Consider the following 23,262-nt stretch of genomic DNA (forward strand, 5'->3'; position numbering starts at 1 on the left):
TGCTTTGCCGGAAGCCTATCGCAAACGACTGAGAACCAGTAACAGCATAGAACGACTCAACGAAGAGCTACGTCGTAGGGAACGCGTTATACGGATATTCCCCAATGATGACAGTCTTATCCGACTGATGGGAGCAGTTCTGATGGAGCACCATGAAAAATGGTTGACCGGCAAAAAGTATTTCATAATGGATCGCTACTTTGATGAGAGAGAAACAGCAAGAAAAGAAGCGTTAGCAGAACGAGCAGCATACCTGCATGTTGTCACCTGATTCATGCAGATACCGGAAGACAATTTACACCAACTTTTTGGACTTGACTCACAGCTTGTCTTAATAATGCTTTTTCATATCTATTATCAGATGCAGATTTATTTAGCATTTCTTTTGTCAAATATAAATATATAATACCAGGATTATAATGCCTAACTATTTGCAGTAAGGGACCCTCAAAATCATCCCTTACAGGGTCTGTTGTTCCTACTGGTGAAAACAAAATACTATTTACCATGATCAAGACCTCCCATACCTAGAGAAGTTTTTACACCAATGCCTGAAAACCTGGAAAAATTCAACAACAGCAAAGCAAGTCTTCTTAATGCATCTGGACCACTTATACTAAAAACAATATTCCCATAAAATCCTTTTAACCAAGCTGAATCTATACTATATGAAGCAGAAGATAATCGATAATCACGGATATGAACATAATTTGTCAAATGTTCTCTTACTTCTGGATCACTGATACCATAATCTTTTGAAAAAGCATCCCATCTTTGCATTAGACTGTTAATAATAAGGCTAGATGTTGGGAAAATGACATGTTTACCATTGCTTTTAAAAGTAGTTGGACTGGAAATTTCAAGTTTAAAACTACGATCCAATTCAGCACTTTTGAAAACACGATCAGTTAATTGCTGATAAGAAATCTTTTCTACACTTACTGGTTGACCTATTTCTAAATCCTGATTTTTTTGTTTTATGTGCCATTTATCGGGCATTTTTTTTACAATATTATCCTCAAATATAATAGACATTTTATCTGTTAAACAACAAAAAACCCAAAAACATTGACCATTGGCATCTTTTTTTATAAATTGAGAAAAAGGCTTAAGACCTTCAGAATGTAAATCAGTTGCTATATCTGGAGGCAAATATTGCATTAATGCTCCATGTAAAAGTGAACCCCAAAATTGATTTATACTATTTGATCCATTTGTTTTAAGTGGCAATTCATATCTTGCTAACATTCTAATTCACCGTACTATTAATTTCTTTTATTGCACAAAGACCTAACTTATATCTTCCAGATTTTGATTTATCAACGTTTTCTATCCAAGTCGTTTTTATTGTTCTAGGCGAAGCTATTTTATCTTTATTAATATGTTTTCTTGGAAATTGTATTTCTAAAATTTTCTCAGCTAATTTATTTGCTTTTTTTTCATCTGGAGCAAGAGCGTACAAGAGACTTTTATTTTGGAATCCAGTACCACCACCTATTGTTATAACCTGATAATCTTTTATTGCTTTCGTAATTTTATAATCATACATGCCTGACTGATCATTTTTGTTGATATAATTAGTCAGTAATTTTTCATGTCTATCTAGCACATTCTTCCTATGTGTACTAAGAGCGTCCATAATAGAATCTGCTCCCTTAATGTGCTCAAGACCAACCATTTGCAAAAATGATAAATCAAGAGTTATAGAAAATTGTGTTTTAGTTCCTGGCTTAATACTTTCTCTCCAGAGAGAAATTTCCGAAACAGTGTTTTTTCCTGGAGGGACAATCAGATCATGTTTTTTAGAAATTATAACCGAATTCTTATTAAAAGGTAAACTGTCAGATACTCTTATTGCCCGAAAGGGATCTCCTAGGATGTCAGTTAATTGTTTACCTTCAGCATTCAATGCCTTTTTAAATAAAATATCCATTAACTTCTGTTCGATATCTTTAGAAATAAAATCTAGATCTTTTTTTCTAAAAATATCATTTAATATCTTATTTTCATATTCATGCCAAAGTTTATTTAGTTTTAATTCAAAAGATATATCCTCTACTCGCTTTTTTGCGATCATATCAGTGATAATAGCCGATCTTATTGCACCTTTTATTGAGCTACCTGGTATATAAGGCTGTAAAAAAACATCTTTAACATGTTTAGCTATTTCATTTAATGTATTACCGCCAGCGCTTTCTAGATCAATAACAGTTAAAAAAGTATTTTTACATGCTATAAATGGATCATTTATTTTGTTTCTTCTCAACCACTGGAAATTATCAAAATTTTTACTATTGCTAGCAAGTGAACTAATATAATTTTCAAGTATATTTCTCTCTCTAAGCCAACTCATCCATTTACTCTGATCAAGTATCGCAGCTCTTTTTTTCTGATAATCATAAATAAAATCTGTTTTAGCATATTTATCTGAGCTGCCAACATGAACAGGTGTCATTACATAAAATTCCATGTCAAATGAATTTAATTTTACAAAATTATTCATAATTTCAACCCCAAATTAAAAGCTTTTGCCAATCTGTAGACAGGGTGCATCCCTCCATAAGAAAGGTTCAGCAAAAGACCATCCAAAGGTTTAGAAAAACAGGAACCTTCTTTTAACAAAATGCAGTTTTTACGTTTAAGAGGATTACCATTTTCAGCATTGCAAAAAAATTCGGATGAAGTAAATCCACTACTTTTTTTCAGCAAAAACTTGCTTTCAGAGTCACTTATAACATTAATATCATCAATGTTAGGAGATACAACTGATAATAACATATAATAATCAGCTTCAGAATCGTTTAACATTCTTTCAAGTGCTCTACTACTTGCAGAATGGTTAATCTTTTCATCCCAAACAATAAACTTACCCAGACCACTTGAAACCTTTCCACCAATTCCACTAATACCAATACATTCTATGACACGTAGGAAGTTTTCAAAAATTTCAGAATTATTAATACTAACTATAAAATAAAGACCAGAAATATACTTCGGCTCATTAGCGTTACCTTGTTTCTTTTTTTCATCTAAAAATTTAAATGCCGAAACTATATAAGGCATAGGTTCTGAATCTGTTCTGGTATAAACTCTATCAAAAACAACTTCAGAACCAAAGCCTATTTGATAATCTTCTAAATCTCCTTCAGAACTTTTAACAAAATTCAGATAATCAACCATGTTGCCAGCTTCAATCCAATTTATTTTCTTTAACTTTTTCTTAATTTGTGTGCCACTACTAACCTTTGATTTACCAGCTAACAAGGGACGAGGAACAAAGTATCTAAAACTGTCAAAATTATTAATTTCCTGTTGCCACGGCATTAAGCTAGAAATATTAATTTGATTTGATTCAATTTCTTCAATCAGGTTATTCAATGAAGATAATCCATATAATTTAATCCACTCAGTACAAACAGCAGAAAACAAAGTATCAGAAGAAGCAGTCATTACCGAACTATCTAATCCTGATGCCCCTTTACCATCACCAAATCTAACAGGGGTTTCAAACTCGAGCCTGAGCAAATGATAATCAGGCTTGTATTGCACTGTTCAGCACCTCCACAGCTTTTTGTACATCTTGTTTATTAATGGTATTTAACTTGTCTTCTATATCTATATCTGAAAACTCTATTCTACCATTGCCACGAGAACCACCTTGACCTATATAATCTAATTGAAGTAGTAACAATCCTTTACCTAGAGTCTGCATATCTTCTACAAATTCTTCCATACTTTCAACTGTATAAGTCAATTTAAATTCAAAAACAGAACCCGCAGGTACTCTTTCTAATTGTCTAGGATTTGCAACCGAAGTTAGTCTATTTATAGTATTTTCAAATTTTATCTCAGTCAAATATAGGTCAGTGTCTGCTGCATCTAAGACTTCTATACAATCTTCAGACATAAATAAATCAAAAAATTGAAGTCTTGATCTACGTATAGTTTTACCTCCAAGACCAAAAAGTCTTGAAATATTTTCACTTTCTTCTTCTATTTTAGGTACCCACGGTTTATCTGTTTCAGTAGCAGCAAGAAGGTTTCTCATTTTGCCTTTAACAGAACTACCTGGTATTATCGGCTGATGAGTAATAGGATCACGAATTACAATACTATCAACAGCTCCAATTGGAGAAAAATCACCTGATGTTCCAATATGCAAACCTGACTTAAGTGTTAGATTACCTGTTATAGATATTTTCCCTTTTATTGTAGGTGTTTTCTGATCCATTGTGTATGTCTCCCTTCACTATCTATCATTACCAGCAAATTTTCTGTAAGCTACTATAGACTCAAGCAATTTATAAAAACAGTTAAATTTTTCTTTATTATCACCTATATTCTTTATTATCAAAGGTAAATCAATAACAGTTTGAGAAAGACCGATTTTAATGTTTGTATCTCTTCCCATTTGATATACAAGTTTAAGCCGTAAATATTGGATCTCATCTTGTAGTTCTTTGCTTAATTTCTTTGTATTTGCTGCCTTACGGTCTATTTTGTTTTTAACAACTGCAGCAGAAGAAAGAACCTTTCTTAACTGAGAAGTAGTAAAACCTCTTTTAGGATCCATATTATCTACTAATAATTTGCCAACTTCTACTGGATCATAATCTTTGCTTCCATCAATTAAAACCTTATTCATAGGATTATTCTCCTTCCCCTCTAATAGCATAGACACACAACATTATTGCAGTTTTTAATTCTTTCCTAGAAAATTTATCTGTTGTCCAGTTATAAATATTATTTCGCAAATCAATATAATCCTGTTGATCTGCTGGTGGAGAGTTTAAGGGAGGCTCACGTCTTGCCAGAAGGTACGCAAGTCTAGCAAGTGATATTTTTTTGCCTTCCTCTGCACTAATAATAAGATCAAACAATTTATAGAGAAAAGATTTACTAGTCGAGTAATCTTGTTTATCCGATGAAGTTAAATCATGTTTAATAGATTTCATAAGAAAATCTCTTTTAGGTAAAACTCCCTCGCTAAAATTCTTCCACGAATGTATGTGATCACAAAGTTCAGTACCTTCTATGTTTTGCATTCCAAAAAGTGCAATTTGATCTTTTTTCCCAGTTTTGGCAGCAGCTTCTAATTGACCTGTTAAATCAGCCATTCTAAAGATCGGATAATTATGTCTGAAAAATCCAATACCTGCAGAAAATGATAGTTTGTCGGCAGTAAAATCTCTAAAGGCAGATCTTAAATCTAAAGCAAATTCAATAATTTCATCCCAAGCTCCAACAGCGAAAATATCATCACCGCCAGCATAAACTAATACCATGCTTCGCTTTCTTGCCGCCGCTATGTGATTAATGCTATTTTTGAAAAACCTGGATAAGCTTCTAGATAATGTTGCGTATCTTCCCAGTGTTTCATATTTTGATTTATCTGAACTATCTCCTCTAAACCCTTTGGCAAAAACATCTCCAAGGTTATCAACATCAGCACGCATAACAGCTATGCGCTTAATTCCCAAATTATCACGAAAATCTATAAAATCCTTAAACTCAACGGAACCTTCAGGTTTATTTATACAGAAATTATAATCACCTACCCAAAGGTTATTAGAAGCCTCCAATCCACTCCCTCTGTAATTTTTTGAATATATTCTTACGATATTTTCAGGATTGTTTTTTTGTTTTTTTCTAACTTGATCTGGTGTTGAAATATTAAGCCAAAAAGTTTTTTCATATCCTGGAAGAGGTAAAATAGTTCCGTTTTGTGGTCTCTCTTTTTCAACAACAAATGCCATTCTAGAATTTTTATTTTTATTTACAATCGTGGAACCTAAATCTATTAAACCACTACAAAAGATACAGACATTATTATTAACAAAATTAAAATCTGCCTTTTCAACACTAGTACTTATCATTTGCTCTGATTTACCACAAATACTGCATTCTCTATCCCCATGTTCTGGAATAACAGGTTTAAAAATATTTGCAAGTTGTTTTGAACTATATCGATGTAGCTTTTGAGCAGATAATTGCTGTGACACTTCTCTAAAAACATCAGACATATGAACACTCTGACAATTTTTATCAAACATAAAATGAGCAGGAGATGCTTCTGACCAAGCAATACCTAAATACAGATCAATTCCAAAATTATCCAACAACCATTGATTAAAAATATTTAAAGAAGAATCTAGAGTGTCTCTAGATTTTTTTGTGTTCGGTACTAGCATATAAAAGCCGCCACCACCAGAGTAAATTAAATTTGAACGACTAAGATCTAATTTAAACAAAATTTCATTAGCTATTTGCTCCAATATCAATTCCAAATAAAATGATCTGCCACGAAGTGATTTTAGTGCATTCTTAGAACTTATTGTATAAATAAAATCTTGTATTCCTGACAAATCAGCATGAACAAGCAAAAATAATTTCTCAGACCTGAATTTTTTAACATCATTAAAACACAATTTTTTATAATCAGAGATGTTTTTTTCTTCACAATAATCTATGATACATGAAGAAACTGCTGAAGTTAAAGTGCAATGATCAAATAAAGAAATATCTGTTACCTGATTGGTATCAGTACTAGAAGGAATATACGAAAAATATCCCTCTAGCAAGTTATACAGAGAATTCATATATCCATTATCGTACCAGTCAATTCCTGTTAAATTATTCTTCAAAGAATTCCAAATTTCAACATAATTTGAAGAATAAGCTTTTAAATCACCCGAAAAATCAGGAGGTGTATATGTAGTTTCTTCATGCATACCATAAATAAGTGGATACTCTGATTTTGTATCTTTATCTAATCTTTCCGTTCTAACAATATTGAATATATTATCAAGGCATTTTGTCTGCGAAAATCTAACACCTGAGTAATCAACATCGTCACCTTCCGCAGGTCTATCTCTACGATCCATTCCTGCAGCTATATTATCTGCTTCACAAACAATCCAAGCTATATGATTATTATCTATATCTGAATTCTCTAACTCTCTAATATGATGGTATCTTATTGCTTCAATAACCTCTTTAGAATCACACCAAGAATCCATTATTTTTTTTAGTTGCATAGAACCAGCCTGAGAATGATTTTGCTTTTTCTCTGACAATCCGCTTCTTAAAACTACTTTACCGATATCATGAAGCATGGAAGCATAGTAAATCTGTTTTCTGATTCCTTCCATTGAATGTACCTTCCTAATTCTGATATTTTGTAGCAATTTTGATTATACCAATACATATAGTTATTTTAAATTGTTTTTTTTCTCGCATTTTAAAACACAAAAAAACAAAAGCAATTATTTAATACAAGAATTCGCAAAAATAATAATTATATACTTATATTGCAGAAAAAACTTGTTTGTAAAAAACAAGCATCATTTTTTGTTCAATATGTCAAGAGACATTTATAGCGGCTAAAATGTCGTTTCCGTCCCCTGTCGGGGAAAGATGTTTCTAATGGTTGACGTCAGAGTCAGCCCAGCTATCAATGACAAACGGGGTTTCCGTCCCCTGTCGGGGAAAGATGTTTCTAATCATTGAAAGGGGTGTTATAAATGATAAAATTTAAAGTTTCCGTCCCCTGTCGGGGAAAGATGTTTCTAATAAACAACAGCCGCTCTTTATGATGGTGGCTGGAGATGGTTTCCGTCCCCTGTCGGGGAAAGATGTTTCTAATTCTTGGAGCATTACGCTCCAAAAAATCCGGCTTGGAAAAAGGTTTCCGTCCCCTGTCGGGGAAAGATGTTTCTAATTCAGAGTAAAATTCTCCGTTCCAGTTGTCTTGACTGGTTTCCGTCCCCTGTCGGGGAAAGATGTTTCTAATTTACTAGATCAGCTTATACAGCTAAATCAGGGAGGTTTCCGTCCCCTGTCGGGGAAAGATGTTTCTAATGCAGAAAGGAAGGTTATCATGATAACCGAAAGAGCAGTTTCCGTCCCCTGTCGGGGAAAGATGTTTCTAATCAATACTATTGTCGCTCTTGTAAACACTGAAACAAAGTTTCCGTCCCCTGTCGGGGAAAGATGTTTCTAATTGATTCTCATGGTTTATGTAATATCTGTAGATGGAAAGTTTCCGTCCCCTGTCGGGGAAAGATGTTTCTAATTTATTGAGCTTGGAAAATGGTCAAAAACAACAAGCAAACAGTTTCCGTCCCCTGTCGGGGAAAGATGTTTCTAATTAAACATAAAAGAGAGGTATTTAAAATGAAAATTGAAAGTTTCCGTCCCCTGTCGGGGAAAGATGTTTCTAATGGTAACCAAATAATAGCGTTTACTGACGGAGAATCAGGTTTCCGTCCCCTGTCGGGGAAAGATGTTTCTAATTGATCGTAAACGTGACTAACGCCAAAGCAATCAGCAAAGTTTCCGTCCCCTGTCGGGGAAAGATGTTTCTAATTGTCACAGATAGAAGCAAAAGAAATGACCAGCCGCCGAGTTTCCGTCCCCTATCGGGGAAAGATGTTTCTAATATGGCAGAATTGAGTGGAGGAAAATTTGAAGATGTTGTTTCCGTCCCCTGTCGGGGAAAGATGTTTCTAATGGTAACCAAATAATAGCGTTTACTGACGGAGAATCAGGTTTCCGTCCCCTGTCGGGGAAAGATGTTTCTAATTGGAAGTCCCCAAACAAGGGGCAAACTGCCGGAACATGGTTTCCGTCCCCTGTCGGGGAAAGATGTTTCTAATAATAGCTGGAATTTTGCGTTGCCCCATGTTTCAACCTTGTTTCCGTCCCCTGTCGGGGAAAGATGTTTCTAATTAATTTGAAGTTGCGTTATTGGGATCGTGCATCAGGGTTTCCGTCCCCTGTCGGGGAAAGATGTTTCTAATCGGGGTCGTTTAGCAAGTCCAACTATTAGTTGGAGTTGCCCGTTTCCGTCCCCTGTCGGGGAAAGATGTTTCTAATTTCTCTTTTAGGGTCTCCCAACCCCTGGGCTGTTCCGTTTCCGTCCCCTGTCGGGGAAAGATGTTTCTAATTTTTTTATGAAAGTTAAAATGAATAAGGCAGAGTTACTAAAAGTTTCCGTCCCCTGTCGGGGAAAGATGTTTCTAATGGATATAAAAATCCTGTTAACATCGACGGAATGGTAGTTTCCGTCCCCTGTCGGGGAAAGATGTTTCTAATAATCTATGAATCTCGTATTAACCGAGGTGAAGCGAAGGTGTTTCCGTCCCCTGTCGGGGAAAGATGTTTCTAATAGGCGAAAGGATGGATTGAAGAGTGCGATACGCCTAAAAAGTTTCCGTCCCCTGTCGGGGAAAGATGTTTCTAATGAAAAAATACGTCCACTTAAGAAGAGTGGGCGATAGAGTTTCCGTCCCCTGTCGGGGAAAGATGTTTCTAATAAACTTCTAAATGGATATTAAAAGGTCATGCAGAAGATAGGGTTTCCGTCCCCTGTCGGGGAAAGATGTTTCTAATCCGAGTGGGTTGACATGAAAATGTCAACCTTCGTGAAGTTTCCGTCCCCTGTCGGGGAAAGATGTTTCTAATTTGTTTCCGGAGAATTCTTGCCATTCTCCGATTACTCCGGTTTCCGTCCCCTGTCGGGGAAAGATGTTTCTAATGAACAAGGCAGAGTTACTAAAAAAAGGATATCTGGCACAAGTTTCCGTCCCCTGTCGGGGAAAGATGTTTCTAATCTGGACAAAAGAAGATGGAAACTGGGTTGTAGCAGGAAGTTTCCGTCCCCTGTCGGGGAAAGATGTTTCTAATAGCAAATCCCTTATACGGCAAGAAAAAAAGCTCTTGCTAGTTTCCGTCCCCTGTCGGGGAAAGATGTTTCTAATTAATCTGCTGGCAGACGTAAAGGCAGACGTAAAGGCAGTTTCCGTCCCCTGTCGGGGAAAGATGTTTCTAATTCTCCGGGAACAAGGCCAACGACATTGAGCCGGTTTAGTTTCCGTCCCCTGTCGGGGAAAGATGTTTCTAATCCAAAAAAACCGGGTTGGAAGAGACCCAATCAGGGGCGTTTCCGTCCCCTGTCGGGGAAAGATGTTTCTAATAAGCCTACATGACGTGGGCGTCATTCGGTCAAGTTGTGGGTTTCCGTCCCCTGTCGGGGAAAGATGTTTCTAATCTGTAAGGATCGTCCTTGCCTTTGTTTGGTTCTGGGTTTCCGTCCCCTGTCGGGGAAAGATGTTTCTAATTGAATAAAAATAACATAATTTATAACAGTTCAGAGTTTCCGTCCCCTGTCGGGGAAAGATGTTTCTAATATGCATAGGCAAGGAGGTTGTATGAACAATGGTGAGATCATAGTTTCCGTCCCCTGTCGGGGAAAGATGTTTCTAATTTAAAATCTACCTTTGGTTGAGCATCTCTATAAGGTGTTTCCGTCCCCTGTCGGGGAAAGATGTTTCTAATCAGATAAGGAGGGAGTTATAATATGACAATAAGGTTTCCGTCCCCTGTCGGGGAAAGATGTTTCCGTCCCCTGTCGGGGAAAGATGTTTCTAATTATTTGAAACAGATGATTTTATAACTATACGCAATCAAGGGTTTCCGTCCCCTGTCGGGGAAAGATGTTTCTAATTGAATATCATCAGTATAAACAATTTTTTTAGATTCATGTTTCCGTCCCCTGTCGGGGAAAGATGTTTCTAATGAAAGAGCAAGTGTTTTATACGATGGCGGCTGGAGAGGTTTCCGTCCCCTGTCGGGGAAAGATGTTTCTAATGAAAGAGCAAGTGTTTTATACGATGGCGGCTGGAGAGGTTTCCGTCCCCTGTCGGGGAAAGATGTTTCTAATAAAGCGAGAAAACCATGATAAAAAAATTAGATGTGTTTCCGTCCCCTGTCGGGGAAAGATGTTTCTAATCAGAAAAAGCCAGTAAATGTCTACATCATTACATCAGAGTCAGTTTCCGTCCCCTGTCGGGGAAAGATGTTTCTAATGCAAGAACAAACGCCGGTAAATCTATTATATCAATGTTTCCGTCCCCTGTCGGGGAAAGATGTTTCTAATTGGTGATGGCACTGGTTTTTGCCCTCACGAAATAGAGAGTTTCCGTCCCCTGTCGGGGAAAGATGTTTCTAATAGACAGAGCTTGTTTTTATTGCTTTAGTGGTGATGGCAGTTTCCGTCCCCTGTCGGGGAAAGATGTTTCTAATGAGTACACTGAACGAGCCAATGATATGCTTAATATAAAGTTTCCGTCCCCTGTCGGGGAAAGATGTTTCTAATAAAAAGTTAAGATTTAACCAACATAGTTGGGAAGATGGTATGTTTCCGTCCCCTGTCGGGGAAAGATGTTTCTAATTTAAAGAAGATTTGTCTGACGGAACTTTGAAACTTTCGTTTCCGTCCCCTGTCGGGGAAAGATGTTTCTAATATGAAACAATAGATGCTTTTGTAAAAAAAGAAGTTAGTTTCCGTCCCCTGTCGGGGAAAGATGTTTCTAATGCAACAAATACAGTAATTGTAAACAATATCATATCAAGTCGTTTCCGTCCCCTGTCGGGGAAAGATGTTTCTAATAAGATCTTTGTGGATCATATGCAACTCTAGGATCATCAGTTTCCGTCCCCTGTCGGGGAAAGATGTTTCTAATATTAAATGCACCACTTCAATTAACGATATTTCTTCAGTTTCCGTCCCCTGTCGGGGAAAGATGTTTCTAATTTGAAAAATTACCTAATGTTACAATATTTTTATCTTCGGTTTCCGTCCCCTGTCGGGGAAAGATGTTTCTAATTTATAAAAAACAATCGAGTATATCAAGCACGGCGGTAGTTTCCGTCCCCTGTCGGGGAAAGATGTTTCTAATAGCATACCTTTAAGACGTCCTGATTGCAACACTTCTGAAATGCAATTTGCGCGTTCGTTTAAATAAAACTTTAATATACATTTATTTCACCTCAAAAAACTCTGTAATCACCTTATATCAGCAATCTGCGTTCATAAGCACAAATCGTACTTTAGAACCATATTATTAATCTTTTAACTATCTTCATTACATTATTATATAAAAAAGTATATCATACACTAGATAAATTCCATTAATTCATTATTAATTTTCTTATCTTTATCCTTTAATGATTACAAGCATATTCTGAATAACACTTTATATCAAAAATATAATGTCCTTCAATTTTCATCAAATCCCCAGTATCAACCTAACTTTCCATAAGATACTTGGTTTTGTCTTGATTCTATGGTCAAACATGCGGCTGAAAACCGCCCAAACAGTTTGCCACTGCTGCTCAGTTAGCTGATGTTTGCTGTATAGGGCTTCGTTTATGTATATACAGGCCTGCTCAAGTTCGGCTTTTTCTATATACTTTTCTAGTGTTTCTGATAATTTAATTGCATAGGAATTCCAGGTTAATCCTTGTTCCCAGTCCAGCTTATGATATTTTGCTAATTTTATTATATATGGCAAAAGCTTGCTGATTCTTTGGGTAGCGTTTCCTTCTTGATTTATCCACCATTCCTGATTTTGTATTTGTTTGAATTTGGCAATTTTTCTGCTGATGATAATTATAGCGGCCAGAAGGGCAGCTATTAGCAGCAAAACAAGAAGCAGGATAATTATTTTGCCTGTTGTTACAAGTTCAGAAATTGTGTTTTTAATTCTGGTTTCTAGCTTGTCCTGTTCATCTGCTCCTGTCTGCTGATCTTCTGATTCAGTGTCATCTTCCGGATCGTTTTCATCTTTATTGTCTGGATCTTCATCTTCAGGATCGTCTTGTTCCGGGTCATCCTGATCCGGACTACCTGGCTCGTCTGGTGATAAATAGTTTTCTGCTGCGCTTCCTCCACCAGGTGTTGCGTCTATTGAAATCCAGCCAATACCATTAATATAAATTTCAGTCCAGGCATGCGCCTGGCGTCCGGTAATAATTCTTTGGTTTATGTTGCCTATATTATTTGAATTAATATCGGGACTTTCTGCTGAATCTTCGCCTGAACTGACATCTGAAGCTGCTTCTTCAGCATTGTTATCTTGATCTTGAAATGGTTCAGTACTGTCTTGTATAGATTCATTGTTTAGATTATTGTTTGGACCTGCGGGTACGGCATATCCTTCTACATATCTGGCGGGTATACCTGCCATTCTGCACATCATTGCCAGGGCGGTTCCAAAATAGACGCAGTAACCTTCACCTTGGTCAAGAAACCAGGTAACGAATTCACGGTCTGCCGGTGGTACTTCTACGTCAAGGGAGTAAGTATAATTATTGTAAAGATAGTTGCGTATTGCCATTGCTTTGTCGTATTGATTGGTTTGATCGTTGATTATTTCCTGAACGAGCATATCAAGCTGACCACCTGTCTGATATTCAGGCAAGTCAGGAATTTGCAGATAATTCATATCGACATTAACATTATTGGCGATTATTTCTTCTGGATTGAAGCCTTCACCTGACAAAACTGATGGATTTGTGTTTTCGTACCATGCTGCAAAATCTTGTTGGTTTATACTGATTCTTGTGCTGCTTACATTATAAGATTGCCCACTGGCAAAAGATCTCATGCGATATAAGGCTCCACCCATATTAAAAAAAAGTGCTTCATCAAATCTGGCAAAATCAAAAAATGTTTCTTCTGCTTCTGGTGGTAAAAAGGTTTCAAGTTCGGTTTGATGCATTTCTATGTCTGCCGGTTTGCCTGCCAGGAAAATAGAACGTATACCTATACTAACAGGGGATACCTGATAATATAAATCTTCACTATACCAGCCTTCTAACACTGGTATTTCTGAATTTTCTGAAATTTGTGCAGAATATGGCTCGAGAATTGTGCTTTCGTAAACCGGCATATCCTGATCAAAAACTTTTCTTTGTAAGTCATACCATAAAGGACTATCATAACGATAGTTTTCTTGCATAGGCATGCGATACCAGCTATAACCATTATAAATATCGCTAACAGCTCCTTTTAAGAGCATTGATTGTGGTGATCCAGTTATTGCCATAACAGGTTCATTGCTTAGCTGAACAGGACCACCCAACTGATTATTAATAGGGTAATAACCTGCTGAATTTATACTGAATTCTGGAGCCGGTTCAGTTGGAGTAATTCCCGGTATAACAAATAAAGATGCCAGATCTTCCAGCACATAAGGTCTTTTTGCTGTAACAAAGCTTTCAACAGGGATCATCGAACTAAGCAAACCGGCAATTATCACGGCACAGGCGGCCGGTATGGCGGCATATTTGAATATTCTTATTTGAATAGTGATTAATCGAGGCCTTATCTTACGTCCCCAATAAGGCTGCTTGATTGCCATGGCGATAATTACAAGGAGCATGGAACACAATAAAGCCGGTATAGGCGTAGATTTTCCTAATGACTGATGTGCTATTGTTAGACCTGCCGCTGCCAGAAACATCAGCCAAGGTTGGATTGTTCTTGCTATCAGCCAGTAGCAACCCATACTTATTAGCATTCCCAAAAGCAAACCAAGTACCGGTAAAGTTTCTACAGGGAAAACATTTGGTTGTGAAATCAGCCAATAAAAGGCTTCTTCCAACCAGAAAGCCGGATATTCAAAATAAAAATTAAATGCTACAACCACAGGCAGCTGCAAAAACCAGATTATAAGTCCAGAGATAAGTGCCGCACCTGCAAGGACAGCAACAGCCTGCCAGAACCATGTTGTCAGTAATAAGACTAGCAAAACGGCAGCCGAAGCTACAGCTTGCTCTATTAATCTAAACTCTATATCAGATAATACAAGCGTCATACTTGTTATTGATATGGCAAAAAGCCATGCAATAGTAAGTCTTATCATAATAGCTGGCAACTGCTTATAAACAGGGATTTTGGCCGCTTTTTTCTGCTCTTTTTTTAGTACTTTGGCTGCTGTTCTTTGCTCTTTTTTATCTGCCTTTGCAGCTGATTTTTGCTCTTTTTTTGCAATGTCTTTAGCCACTATATTTTGTTTTTGGTGGTCAACCTTCTTTGTCGTTTTTTTGCTGTTTCTTTTTATCACTGCTCAATTACCTGGACAATATGCCCCTGCACACCAAGATGAAGCAGCCTGTTCCATAATTGTTTTTGTTTTTCTTTGGTCTGTGTTTCAAAATTCTGTTCATACAAAGATTTATTTTTTTTGCTTTTCTTTGTGCCTGTTTTCCCAATTTCTTTTTGTTCGTTCTGCTCTTGTGGGACATTCAACCAAAGCAGCATAACCTTTTGTTTATTTCCTTGCAAGAAATTTTCCGTCCAGTTACTTATATTTTGATCGATCCGCCATGTTACCAGTACCAGCATGTCTATAGGCTGATGCTCAAGCCTGATAGTCAGGTGATCTGTCCATTTTTGGTTATTCCAGTTGAAATGGCTCATAGATTGTCTTATCAAATCAAATTGATCCATCCGGTCTGCCTGATCAAGCTGCCAATCATATTGTGTATCAAGCCATTTTATCTGTCTTTTGTTTTGTAAAAAAGCCCGCATTGCAGTTGCCGCTGTTTCTAAAAGCCAGTCAAGATGTTTTTCCGATGTCTTTTCTAAATGTGGATCTTGGGCATCAAGAGAAAAACAGATATATCTTTTTTTGGGGTCTTCATATTCTTTCACCATCCATGAATCAAGTCTGGCACTTAATTTCCAGTGGATTCTTTTCATAGAATCTCCGGCTTGATAATCTCTTATATTTGCCAAAGCATCAAGCTCGGAACTTACTTGTTTTTGCGCTGTCAGTCCTGGCAAAGGCCAGTTGTGGGGATCAGTCCAATCATTAACACCTTTCTGCCAGCCGGGAATAACATTTATTTCAGAAGCATAATTTCTCCACCATTTACTGCCATGTCTTGGCCAGTAGAAAAATCCAAAAACATCTCTTAATGCTAATCTATATATTCCTACTGGAAAAATACCGCAATGATATGCTTTACAGGCAAACTTGACATTATATTCGGATTTTGGTTTAAGCATGAAAGTTTTGCGTAATACCTGCTTTTCACCGTTTTCATTATGCCAGATGCAAAATGCCGAAACATAGGGGAAAAAATATTTTGAAGGATTTTTTATTTTCAGCTCAACCGAAGCTTCTTGTAACCTTTCTACTATAGGATCGGTAAAAAGTTGTTCGATTTGTATTTTGCTCCAGGCAGGTAAATAAAACAGAACTGCGAATAATGGCATCAGCAACAAAACCAGCAGAACAATAATAAGAGCCTCGAATCCTGTATAAACGATAACCCAATAAATTAATATGCAGGTGATAAGCCAGATAAGAAGTCTCCTGGTCATCATGGCTGTGGTACATTAACCATACGAACCAGATCGTACAATGCCATCTGTATCGTTCTTTGTCTTAATCTGCTCTCAGGTTTTAAGATCAGTCTATGTGAAACTACCGGTTCAAGCATTGCTTGAACATCGTCTGGTATTATATAATCTCTGCCCAACAAAAAAGCCTTACTTCTTGCAGCTAAAAGCAGCATCAATGAACCGCGTGGACTAAGACCAAGCTGCAAATCAGGATGATTTCTGCTTGCTTCAGCTAAAAGAGCAATATATCTTTTTACAGCATCGCTGCAATAAACTTCTTGAACTTTCTCCTGAAGCCATAAAATATCATTTGTATCTACAACAGTTTCCAGCTTTTCCAGAGGGGAGGCAGCAGAAAAACGACTGTATATTTCCATTTCTTCTTCTACAGATGGATATCCTAATGCTATTTTAAGCATAAATCTGTCCAACTGCGCTTCCGGTAAGGGATATGTACCGATTTGTTCAATCGGATTTTGTGTTGCTAGAACCATAAAAGGCTGAGGCAAAATATATGTACTTCCGTCAACAGATACTTGGTTCTCCTGCATGGCCTCAAGCAGACTTGATTGTGTTTTGGGAGATGTACGGTTGATTTCGTCTGCTAATATTAGTTGATTCATGATAAGACCACTGCGATATTCAAATTCTCCAGTTTTTTGATTATAGAGATTAAAGCCTGTAATATCCGATGGCATTACATCGGGAGTAAACTGGATTCTCTGAAAAGAAAGACCAAGTGTGCGTGACAATGCGGAAACAAGTGTTGTTTTACCTATTCCGGGAATATCCTCCAAAAGCACATGTCCTCTGGCCAAAAGTGCGATCATTACAAGATCAAGTGCTTCTGCCTTCCCTACCATAACCTTATTGATATTATTACGTATACGCTCTGTCAGCAATGCTATTTTCTGCTGCATAAATCCCCTCTCTTTAGTCGCCTTTATCAGACATTTTCGGCAATTGTGAAAATCAGCCGGCGTGAATCTTCCCAGCCAAGACAGGCATCTGTTATCGATTTGCCGTATACATGTTCGCCGACCTTTTGACATCCTTCTTCAATATAACTTTCTATCATAAGTCCTTTTACCAGGCTTCTTATATCTGCAGAAAGTTTACGGCTGTGTAAAACCTCTCTTGCAATTCTGTTTTGTTCCTTATATTTCTTATTTGAATTGGCATGATTAGTGTCGATTATACAGGCTGGATTCAAAAGCAGGCGTTCAGCATAAAGCTCATTTAATGTCTGCAGATCTTCATAATGATAATTGGGGATTGACTGTCCCTGATTATTAACTGCTCCTCTGAGGATAGTATGTGCCAGCTCATTACCTGTTGTCTTAACCTGCCAGCCCTGATATTTAAACACATGACCTGTTTGAGCTGCATAAACACTATTTAACATGACATTAAGATCGCCGCTGGTTGGATTTTTCATACCGGCAGGGATATCAATACCACTGACAGTAAGTCTATGTTGTTGATTTTCTACAGATCTGGCACCAATAGCTACATAGCTTAATAAATCTGCAAGATACGTATGATTTTCAGGATAAAGCATCTCATCTGCTGATGTCAGTCCGGTTTCGGCAAGAGATTTTAAATGCATTTGACGCAATGCTATTAATCCGGCAACCATATCCGGTTCTTTTTCTGGATCCGGCTGATGCATAATACCCTTATAGCCAGCTCCTGTAGTTCTAGGCTTATTTGTATATATTCTCGGTATAAGAATAAGTTTATCTGCAACTTCCTGCTGTACTTTTGCCAACCTATTAACATAATCCAGTACAGGGTCAGGATGATCTGCCGAGCAAGGCCCGATTATCAGCAGAAAACGATCTGACTTTCCTGTCAGAACATCACTTATTTCCTGATCTCTTTTTTGTTTTATTTTTGACATTTCCTGACTGATCGGATATTGTTTGATAATTTCTTCCGTAGTCGGGATACGTCTCATATACTCAAATCCCATTTTTTTGCTCCTTTTTCTACTATACTACCGTTCTACCATGGACTACCTTCTAACTTCTGTAAAAAACAGAAGTTAATACTTGTTTGGATTTACTAATGCTTTTCTACCGTTTTACTTTACCATCTTAAAATGATTCTTTTTTATTTGCACAGGACGATATTTTTTTATTACTTGCCGTATTTTTTCATTCTGAAACAAAACCTTTGTCTGTATAGGCTTTTGCTCAAGAGCAATTATCACCAGGCTCATTGTTTCGTTTATCTGCCAACCCTCCTGATAATGAAGCAGCAAAATTGTATTTGATTTTATGCTGCCGCTGCTACTTCGTCTTACATGCTCCCTGGCTGAAGATAAAGACTGACAACGCGTACTGCCCAAAATTGCACATATTTTACTGTCTGTTAACCCTCTGAACTGATCTGTTGTAAGAGGAAGTATGGATATAATTTTGCCAAGATTAAAAGCTTCGGTCAGGTTATCGCTTTCAAAAAGCATTTCCTCTTCGGTCAACATAAGCAGACCTTGCGTTTCCAAAGGTACAGCCAAGCCACCTAAATGCAAAACATTACTTCCCCATTTAGCTTGGCATTGGCGCATCCTGTGTTTTAATAAACGACGTCTTTGCAGATAGCGCCAGGCAATGACTGCTAAAGCAGCAAGACAGCCTAAACAGATTGCAGCTGAAAACCAAAGAGAAATCATATTACTCAGAGCTAATAAAACTGTTGATATAATTGTTATAATCAAAATAAAGATCATTGCTGCTCCTGCTTCGCTTTTGCTTGACGAAATTTAATCATTCAGACTGATATATATTTTAGCATATTTAAGAATTGAACTATTACAAAAGTATTAAATTAACAATCTCATATTGAAGTCTTGATGCTAACTGTTCATTTTTGAGAAAAAAGAATAAGGATAAATTTCAGGCAAGGATAATTCAAAACAAAGCCTTTTACCGGTGACGGGATGATCAAAATCAAGTTTTCTAGATAATAAGGCAATATTAGTCCCTTTTAAAATGTCGCCTTTGTCTGTATGTCCGTATTTGCGGTCATTCCATATAGGCATACCTGCATGAGAAAGCTGCACTCTTATCTGATGATGGCGGCCTGTAATAAGCTCTATTTCCAGCAATGCCGGGCTGATATTTTCTCCCGAATAGAAGGAGTCTTTATCTGCCTTTGCCAGATAGTGCCACTTTAGATGTGCAAACTTACTGCCTGAAGTTTTTTTAGTCACAACAGATGAAATATTTGTTTTACCATCTCTTAATAAATAATCTTTACACTCACCGGACTCTGCCGCAGGGGGAAATGTTGTAACTGCCAGATATTTTTTGCTGATTTTTCTGCTTTGACGCAGTTGATCAAATTTCGCCTGTATATTCCCGGCAAAAGCTATGATCATCAGTCCAGAAACTGGCTGATCAAGACGGTTTACGGGGAAAAGACTTTTTACCGGCTTGTTTAGCTGAGCAGAAAGAATATCCAGAACATTATTTTGTCCTGTTCTTGCCGGCTGACTGGCAATACCTGCCGGTTTATTTATTATGCAAAAATACTCATCACAATAGACTAGTTTAATTTCAATATTTTTCTGGTTTTTCTTAGAAAATGAAGAAAAACCGGCGTTTTGTTTATGTTCTTTCAATACAAACTCCAGCTTTCTTTTGTTTGCAAAATCAGGCTTGCAAGAAAAAAATATTAGTTAAACCAGACGATATTTTTTTAGCTTATTAGCATATTCTCTGGCGCCCGGAAACTGACTTTCCAGCAAAAGCCAAAAATCTTTTCCATGATTCATCTGGCTTAAATGTGTAAGTTCATGATACATCAGATAATCAAATAAATCATCCGGCAAAAACAATGCCATCAGATTTATGCTTATATTTCTTCTGGCGCTGCAGCTGCCCCATCTTGTCTTTTGTCTTCTGATCATTATCTGATTAGGATGTGGCCCTTGATAATGCTGCATAAAGTTTTCAATTCTCATAACCAGATTATTTTTATAAAACCTAAGTTTTTCAGATGGACATGCAGTCAGATCAGGCATTACGATTCTCGTTTTATTTGACTGCATTTTATCTTCCAGCCAGCTGCTTTTTTCCGTCAAGATTCTTTCTATTTCGCTGAGAGGATAATTATGGGGACAACGGACTTCTATCTGATTGTCGTGATGGACAATCAGAGAAACCGATTTGCGTCTGGATCTGGTTAATTTAAACTCTGGTAGCTTTGACACAATAAGTCCTTTCACAACATAAATTTAGTACTTATGGATAATAAGAATTAGTTCATAAAAACTTTGCTCTTAATCAGCTATTTATAAAATCCTTATTTAACTCCGTAACCTAGGTCAATACAAAGCTGTGCTCTTAGAGCATTTTTGCCACCTGAAGCTAGTTGTTGTCTAAGAAAGTCTGGATGACTGATCAAAAACTCCTTCAAATATCTCTCAGGATTGTCTGTAAAAGCGTCAATTTGTTGTTTTTGTTCTTCTGTCATTAGACCTGCTGATACAGCTCTGGTAAAAAGATTATTATCTATGGCAGTAAGAGCAATAAGCTTGGTTCCCTCTGCCGAAAGTGCTTGTTCGCCGCCTTGCTTTCGATCAACAATAACCAGTGTTCTGTCCATTGTTGCTCCCAAATCTTTTACAACCGGTATCCATGTTCTCAGATAACTTGAAGCCTGAGTTACAAGATCGGCAATATGCAATACTTTTTTGCCTTCAAGCTCTCCTTTTTTGCTCCAATTTGTCTTCTCAAAACCAGGCGTGCTAATCATACTGCGACCATCTTTAAGAATAGTAATATGCGGTTTTTTCAACAAGGCCGCTGCTGGAATCGAAAAGAAAAAATCTCTTCTTTCCCCGCCTGAAATATAGTCAAATTTCTCAACAGTAAGTCTGGTCAAAACCATATTCATCAAAGACCTGAATATCTCATTGGCTTCATACTGCTTCATAATTTTTGCCGACAGAGCAGCAGGCATATTAAGCGGATCATTTACGCCCTTTTCTATAGCAACAAGTAAATCCTCAGCAGCCTCCTGACTGCCATACAAAAAATGTGTATTTACATAATAAGGTCCCAGAGTACCCGATGTGTACCAAAACGGTTGTTCGGCAGGAGCAACTCTAATAGCACTGGTTTCAAATAGCCAACTCACAATATTATTCCCTGAAGTTATATTTCTATTCATACTCTTTCACCTCATATGCTTCTCAAATAATGTCTTTTTTACTATATAAAATCAATTTACTTCTCAATATTGTATCAAAAGCAATTATAACTTTATCTTGTCTAAAAAAAAGATTCCCATATCACCATTTTTGCAAAGAACCCGTCAATTCAGCGATTTCATCTATATTATGCTCATTTGCCCAATTAAAAATCTCTGATATGATGTCCTGACATGCTGTGGGCTTTACTAGATTTGCTGTGCCTATTTGTACGGCAGAAGCACCTGCAACCATCATCTCCAGAGCATCTTTGCCGTTCATGATTCCTCCCATGCCGACAACAGGAATATCTACTGCATTATAAACATCGTTGACCATTCTGATAGCGACAGGTTTAACGGCCGGACCGGATAAACCGCCGGTATTATTCTTTTGTACAGGTCTTCTGCTTTCAAGATCAATTGCCATCCCCAATAAAGTATTGATCAGACTGATGGCGTCGGCTCCTGATTTTTCGGCAGCAATTGCCATCTCGGCTATACTCGTTACATTGGGAGTGAGTTTTACCCATAAAGGTTTTTTGGTGATTTTTCTTACTGCTGATACTACTTCTTCTATCATAAAAGACTGACTGCCAAAGGCCATACAACCACCGGCAACATTAGGGCAAGAAAGATTAAGTTCTATTGCGTCTACATTTGTCTGATCAAGAAGCTTACTCATTTCCACATATTCTTCACTGGAATGTCCGGCAATATTTGCTATTACAGTACAGCCATATTCCAGCATATGAGGAAGCTCAGATTCAATAAAATATTTTATTCCGGGATTTTGCAAACCTACGCTATTTAACATTCCTGATGAACATTCCGCTACACGTGGAGCATCATTACCTTGTCTGGGATTAAATGTAAGTCCTTTGGAGCATATACCTCCAATAGCAGAAAGGTCAATTATATTTTCCATTTCTCTGCCAAAACCAAATGTGCCGGAAGCTGCTAGTACAGGATTTTGTAATTTAACTGTGCCTACATTAACTGATAAATCTACCATATAACCTCCCTGGCATCAAAAACAGGGCCTTCAACACAACAGCGTTTATGCTGCCACTGATCATCAGAGCCTGTTGATTGTTTGTCGGGATTTTTAGTCTTACAGACGCAGACCAAACAGATTCCTATGCCACATGCCATGCGTTCCTCCAGCGACACCTGACAGTCAACGCCTTCATTTGCTGCCATTTCAGCAGCCTGCTGCATCATGATTTTAGGACCACAGGCAGCAATAAGAGTTCTGGAAAGATCAGTCTGATTCTGTTTTAACACTTCCAGAACCTGTTTTAAAGCCAGACCGGCATGTCCTGCCACTTTCATATCACCTGCATCTGAAGCAAAACTAACAGCACAAGCAACCTGAGTGAATTCCTCGGTAAGAATACTTTCTTCTGCCGATCTATAGCCACAGACTGCTATTCCTTCAATATTTTTTTGCCGGCAATACTGCTGGACAAAAAACAACGGGAAAACACCTGTGCCGCCACCAATTGTAATTACACGATCATATTTGTCTAAATCAAATCCATGTCCAAGCGGCCCCAGAAGTGGAATTTTATCACCTGGCTGAAGCTGGGACAAAAAATATGTACCTTCACCTTGTATTCTTATACCTACAGCTATTTCACCGGCTTTTTTGTCAACAGACATAATACCAAAAGGTCTGCGTAAAAATTGATTGCAAGTCAGATTCACAAACTGCCCCGGTTTGGCAGAATCTGCTATTTCTTTACATTTTAGAGACAAAATTATATATGACATATTTGGCTGTTGTCTTCTGACAACCGTACTGATAAATTCAATTGTTTTAGCCAATAGAATCTCCTTCCATGTATTGCTGTTTTTTCCTG

General features: G+C 37.3%; 17 protein-coding genes, 1 pseudogene and 1 CRISPR repeat array. Of the genes and pseudogenes, 1 reads left to right on the forward strand and 17 read right to left on the reverse strand.

The annotated features are described in order from the left end of the window. Nucleotides 1-271: transposase (locus tag AC0KSB_RS08060; RefSeq protein WP_472307022.1), on the forward strand; the 271-nt coding region annotated here is incomplete at its 5' end. A gap of 1 nt (nucleotide 272) precedes the next feature. Here the strand turns inward: AC0KSB_RS08060 and AC0KSB_RS08065 are convergent. The 17 genes and pseudogenes from AC0KSB_RS08065 to AC0KSB_RS08145 form a co-directional block, all read right to left on the reverse strand. Next, nucleotides 273-509, reverse strand: a complete 237-nt coding sequence (locus tag AC0KSB_RS08065) for a hypothetical protein (RefSeq protein ID WP_472308085.1) — start codon at nucleotides 507-509, stop codon at nucleotides 273-275. Further along, on the reverse strand, nucleotides 499-1,248 hold the full coding sequence (gene cas6, locus AC0KSB_RS08070; protein WP_472308087.1) for a CRISPR-associated endoribonuclease Cas6: 750 nt from the start codon (nucleotides 1,246-1,248) through the stop codon (nucleotides 499-501). Before cas6 ends, AC0KSB_RS08065 begins: the two co-directional genes overlap by 11 nt. Nucleotide 1,249: 1 nt before the next feature. Beyond that, entirely contained in the window at nucleotides 1,250-2,503 is a 1,254-nt protein-coding gene (gene csm5 / locus AC0KSB_RS08075; protein WP_472308089.1) for a type III-A CRISPR-associated RAMP protein Csm5, read from the reverse strand. Continuing rightward, nucleotides 2,500-3,549, reverse strand: coding sequence for a type III-A CRISPR-associated RAMP protein Csm4 (gene csm4, locus AC0KSB_RS08080; RefSeq protein ID WP_472308091.1), 1,050 nt, complete (start codon nucleotides 3,547-3,549; stop codon nucleotides 2,500-2,502). The genes csm5 and csm4 overlap by 4 nt, the downstream gene beginning before the upstream one ends. Continuing rightward, the gene (gene csm3, locus AC0KSB_RS08085; protein ID WP_472308093.1) at nucleotides 3,533-4,231 is read right to left on the reverse strand and encodes a type III-A CRISPR-associated RAMP protein Csm3; all 699 of its coding nucleotides are present in this window, start codon (nucleotides 4,229-4,231) and stop codon (nucleotides 3,533-3,535) included. Before csm3 ends, csm4 begins: the two co-directional genes overlap by 17 nt. A gap of 18 nt (nucleotides 4,232-4,249) precedes the next feature. After that, nucleotides 4,250-4,645: a type III-A CRISPR-associated protein Csm2 gene (gene csm2 / locus AC0KSB_RS08090; protein WP_472308095.1), complete on the reverse strand. Its 396-nt coding sequence runs from the start codon at nucleotides 4,643-4,645 to the stop codon at nucleotides 4,250-4,252. A 4-nt stretch (nucleotides 4,646-4,649) separates the two neighbouring features. Beyond that, nucleotides 4,650-7,151: a type III-A CRISPR-associated protein Cas10/Csm1 gene (cas10, locus tag AC0KSB_RS08095; protein WP_472308097.1), complete on the reverse strand. Its 2,502-nt coding sequence runs from the start codon at nucleotides 7,149-7,151 to the stop codon at nucleotides 4,650-4,652. A gap of 241 nt (nucleotides 7,152-7,392) precedes the next feature. Next, nucleotides 7,393-11,741: a CRISPR direct-repeat array (repeat unit 35 nt; unit sequence GTTTCCGTCCCCTGTCGGGGAAAGATGTTTCTAAT). 330 nt (nucleotides 11,742-12,071) lie between these two features. Continuing rightward, nucleotides 12,072-14,912 carry a transglutaminase domain-containing protein gene (locus AC0KSB_RS08100; protein ID WP_472308099.1) on the reverse strand — a complete coding sequence of 947 codons (2,841 nt, stop codon included), beginning with the start codon at nucleotides 14,910-14,912 and terminating at the stop codon, nucleotides 12,072-12,074. Next, nucleotides 14,909-16,069, reverse strand: a complete 1,161-nt coding sequence (locus AC0KSB_RS08105; protein ID WP_472308101.1) for a DUF58 domain-containing protein — start codon at nucleotides 16,067-16,069, stop codon at nucleotides 14,909-14,911. Before AC0KSB_RS08105 ends, AC0KSB_RS08100 begins: the two co-directional genes overlap by 4 nt. Nucleotides 16,070-16,176: 107 nt before the next feature. Further along, nucleotides 16,177-17,118, reverse strand: coding sequence for an AAA family ATPase (locus tag AC0KSB_RS08110; RefSeq protein ID WP_472308103.1), 942 nt, complete (start codon nucleotides 17,116-17,118; stop codon nucleotides 16,177-16,179). A 26-nt stretch (nucleotides 17,119-17,144) separates the two neighbouring features. Then, nucleotides 17,145-18,176: pseudogene (locus AC0KSB_RS08115) on the reverse strand (3-deoxy-7-phosphoheptulonate synthase); the annotation flags it as partial. A 108-nt stretch (nucleotides 18,177-18,284) separates the two neighbouring features. Next, nucleotides 18,285-18,932: a hypothetical protein gene (locus tag AC0KSB_RS08120; protein ID WP_472308105.1), complete on the reverse strand. Its 648-nt coding sequence runs from the start codon at nucleotides 18,930-18,932 to the stop codon at nucleotides 18,285-18,287. A gap of 126 nt (nucleotides 18,933-19,058) precedes the next feature. After that, complete coding sequence (locus tag AC0KSB_RS08125) at nucleotides 19,059-19,826, reverse strand: RluA family pseudouridine synthase (protein ID WP_472308107.1); 768 nt, start codon at nucleotides 19,824-19,826, stop codon at nucleotides 19,059-19,061. 57 nt (nucleotides 19,827-19,883) lie between these two features. Continuing rightward, nucleotides 19,884-20,417 carry a M48 family metallopeptidase gene (locus AC0KSB_RS08130; protein ID WP_472308109.1) on the reverse strand — a complete coding sequence of 178 codons (534 nt, stop codon included), beginning with the start codon at nucleotides 20,415-20,417 and terminating at the stop codon, nucleotides 19,884-19,886. A gap of 92 nt (nucleotides 20,418-20,509) precedes the next feature. Further along, entirely contained in the window at nucleotides 20,510-21,379 is an 870-nt protein-coding gene (locus tag AC0KSB_RS08135; protein ID WP_472308111.1) for an orotate phosphoribosyltransferase, read from the reverse strand. A 121-nt stretch (nucleotides 21,380-21,500) separates the two neighbouring features. Next, the gene (locus tag AC0KSB_RS08140) at nucleotides 21,501-22,412 is read right to left on the reverse strand and encodes a dihydroorotate dehydrogenase (protein WP_472308113.1); all 912 of its coding nucleotides are present in this window, start codon (nucleotides 22,410-22,412) and stop codon (nucleotides 21,501-21,503) included. Further along, the gene (locus AC0KSB_RS08145) at nucleotides 22,406-23,227 is read right to left on the reverse strand and encodes a dihydroorotate dehydrogenase electron transfer subunit (protein ID WP_472308115.1); all 822 of its coding nucleotides are present in this window, start codon (nucleotides 23,225-23,227) and stop codon (nucleotides 22,406-22,408) included. The genes AC0KSB_RS08140 and AC0KSB_RS08145 overlap by 7 nt, the downstream gene beginning before the upstream one ends. Nucleotides 23,228-23,262: the final 35 nt, after the last annotated feature.

Source organism: Ercella succinigenes (genome assembly GCF_900002895.1).

What these genes read in the sequence shown, in the direction of transcription:
- AC0KSB_RS08065 (WP_472308085.1), bottom strand. Translation starts at nt 509, where the DNA reads ATGGTAAATAGTATTTTGTTTTCACCAGTAGGAACAACAGACCCTGTA.
- cas6 (WP_472308087.1), bottom strand. Translation starts at nt 1,248, where the DNA reads ATGTTAGCAAGATATGAATTGCCACTTAAAACAAATGGATCAAATAGT.
- csm5 (WP_472308089.1), bottom strand. Translation starts at nt 2,503, where the DNA reads ATGAATAATTTTGTAAAATTAAATTCATTTGACATGGAATTTTATGTA.
- csm3 (WP_472308093.1), bottom strand. Translation starts at nt 4,231, where the DNA reads ATGGATCAGAAAACACCTACAATAAAAGGGAAAATATCTATAACAGGT.
- csm2 (WP_472308095.1), bottom strand. Translation starts at nt 4,645, where the DNA reads ATGAATAAGGTTTTAATTGATGGAAGCAAAGATTATGATCCAGTAGAA.
- cas10 (WP_472308097.1), bottom strand. Translation starts at nt 7,151, where the DNA reads ATGGAAGGAATCAGAAAACAGATTTACTATGCTTCCATGCTTCATGAT.
- AC0KSB_RS08105 (WP_472308101.1), bottom strand. Translation starts at nt 16,069, where the DNA reads ATGCCATTATTCGCAGTTCTGTTTTATTTACCTGCCTGGAGCAAAATA.
- AC0KSB_RS08110 (WP_472308103.1), bottom strand. Translation starts at nt 17,118, where the DNA reads ATGCAGCAGAAAATAGCATTGCTGACAGAGCGTATACGTAATAATATC.
- AC0KSB_RS08120 (WP_472308105.1), bottom strand. Translation starts at nt 18,932, where the DNA reads ATGATCTTTATTTTGATTATAACAATTATATCAACAGTTTTATTAGCT.
- AC0KSB_RS08135 (WP_472308111.1), bottom strand. Translation starts at nt 21,379, where the DNA reads ATGAATAGAAATATAACTTCAGGGAATAATATTGTGAGTTGGCTATTT.
- AC0KSB_RS08140 (WP_472308113.1), bottom strand. Translation starts at nt 22,412, where the DNA reads ATGGTAGATTTATCAGTTAATGTAGGCACAGTTAAATTACAAAATCCT.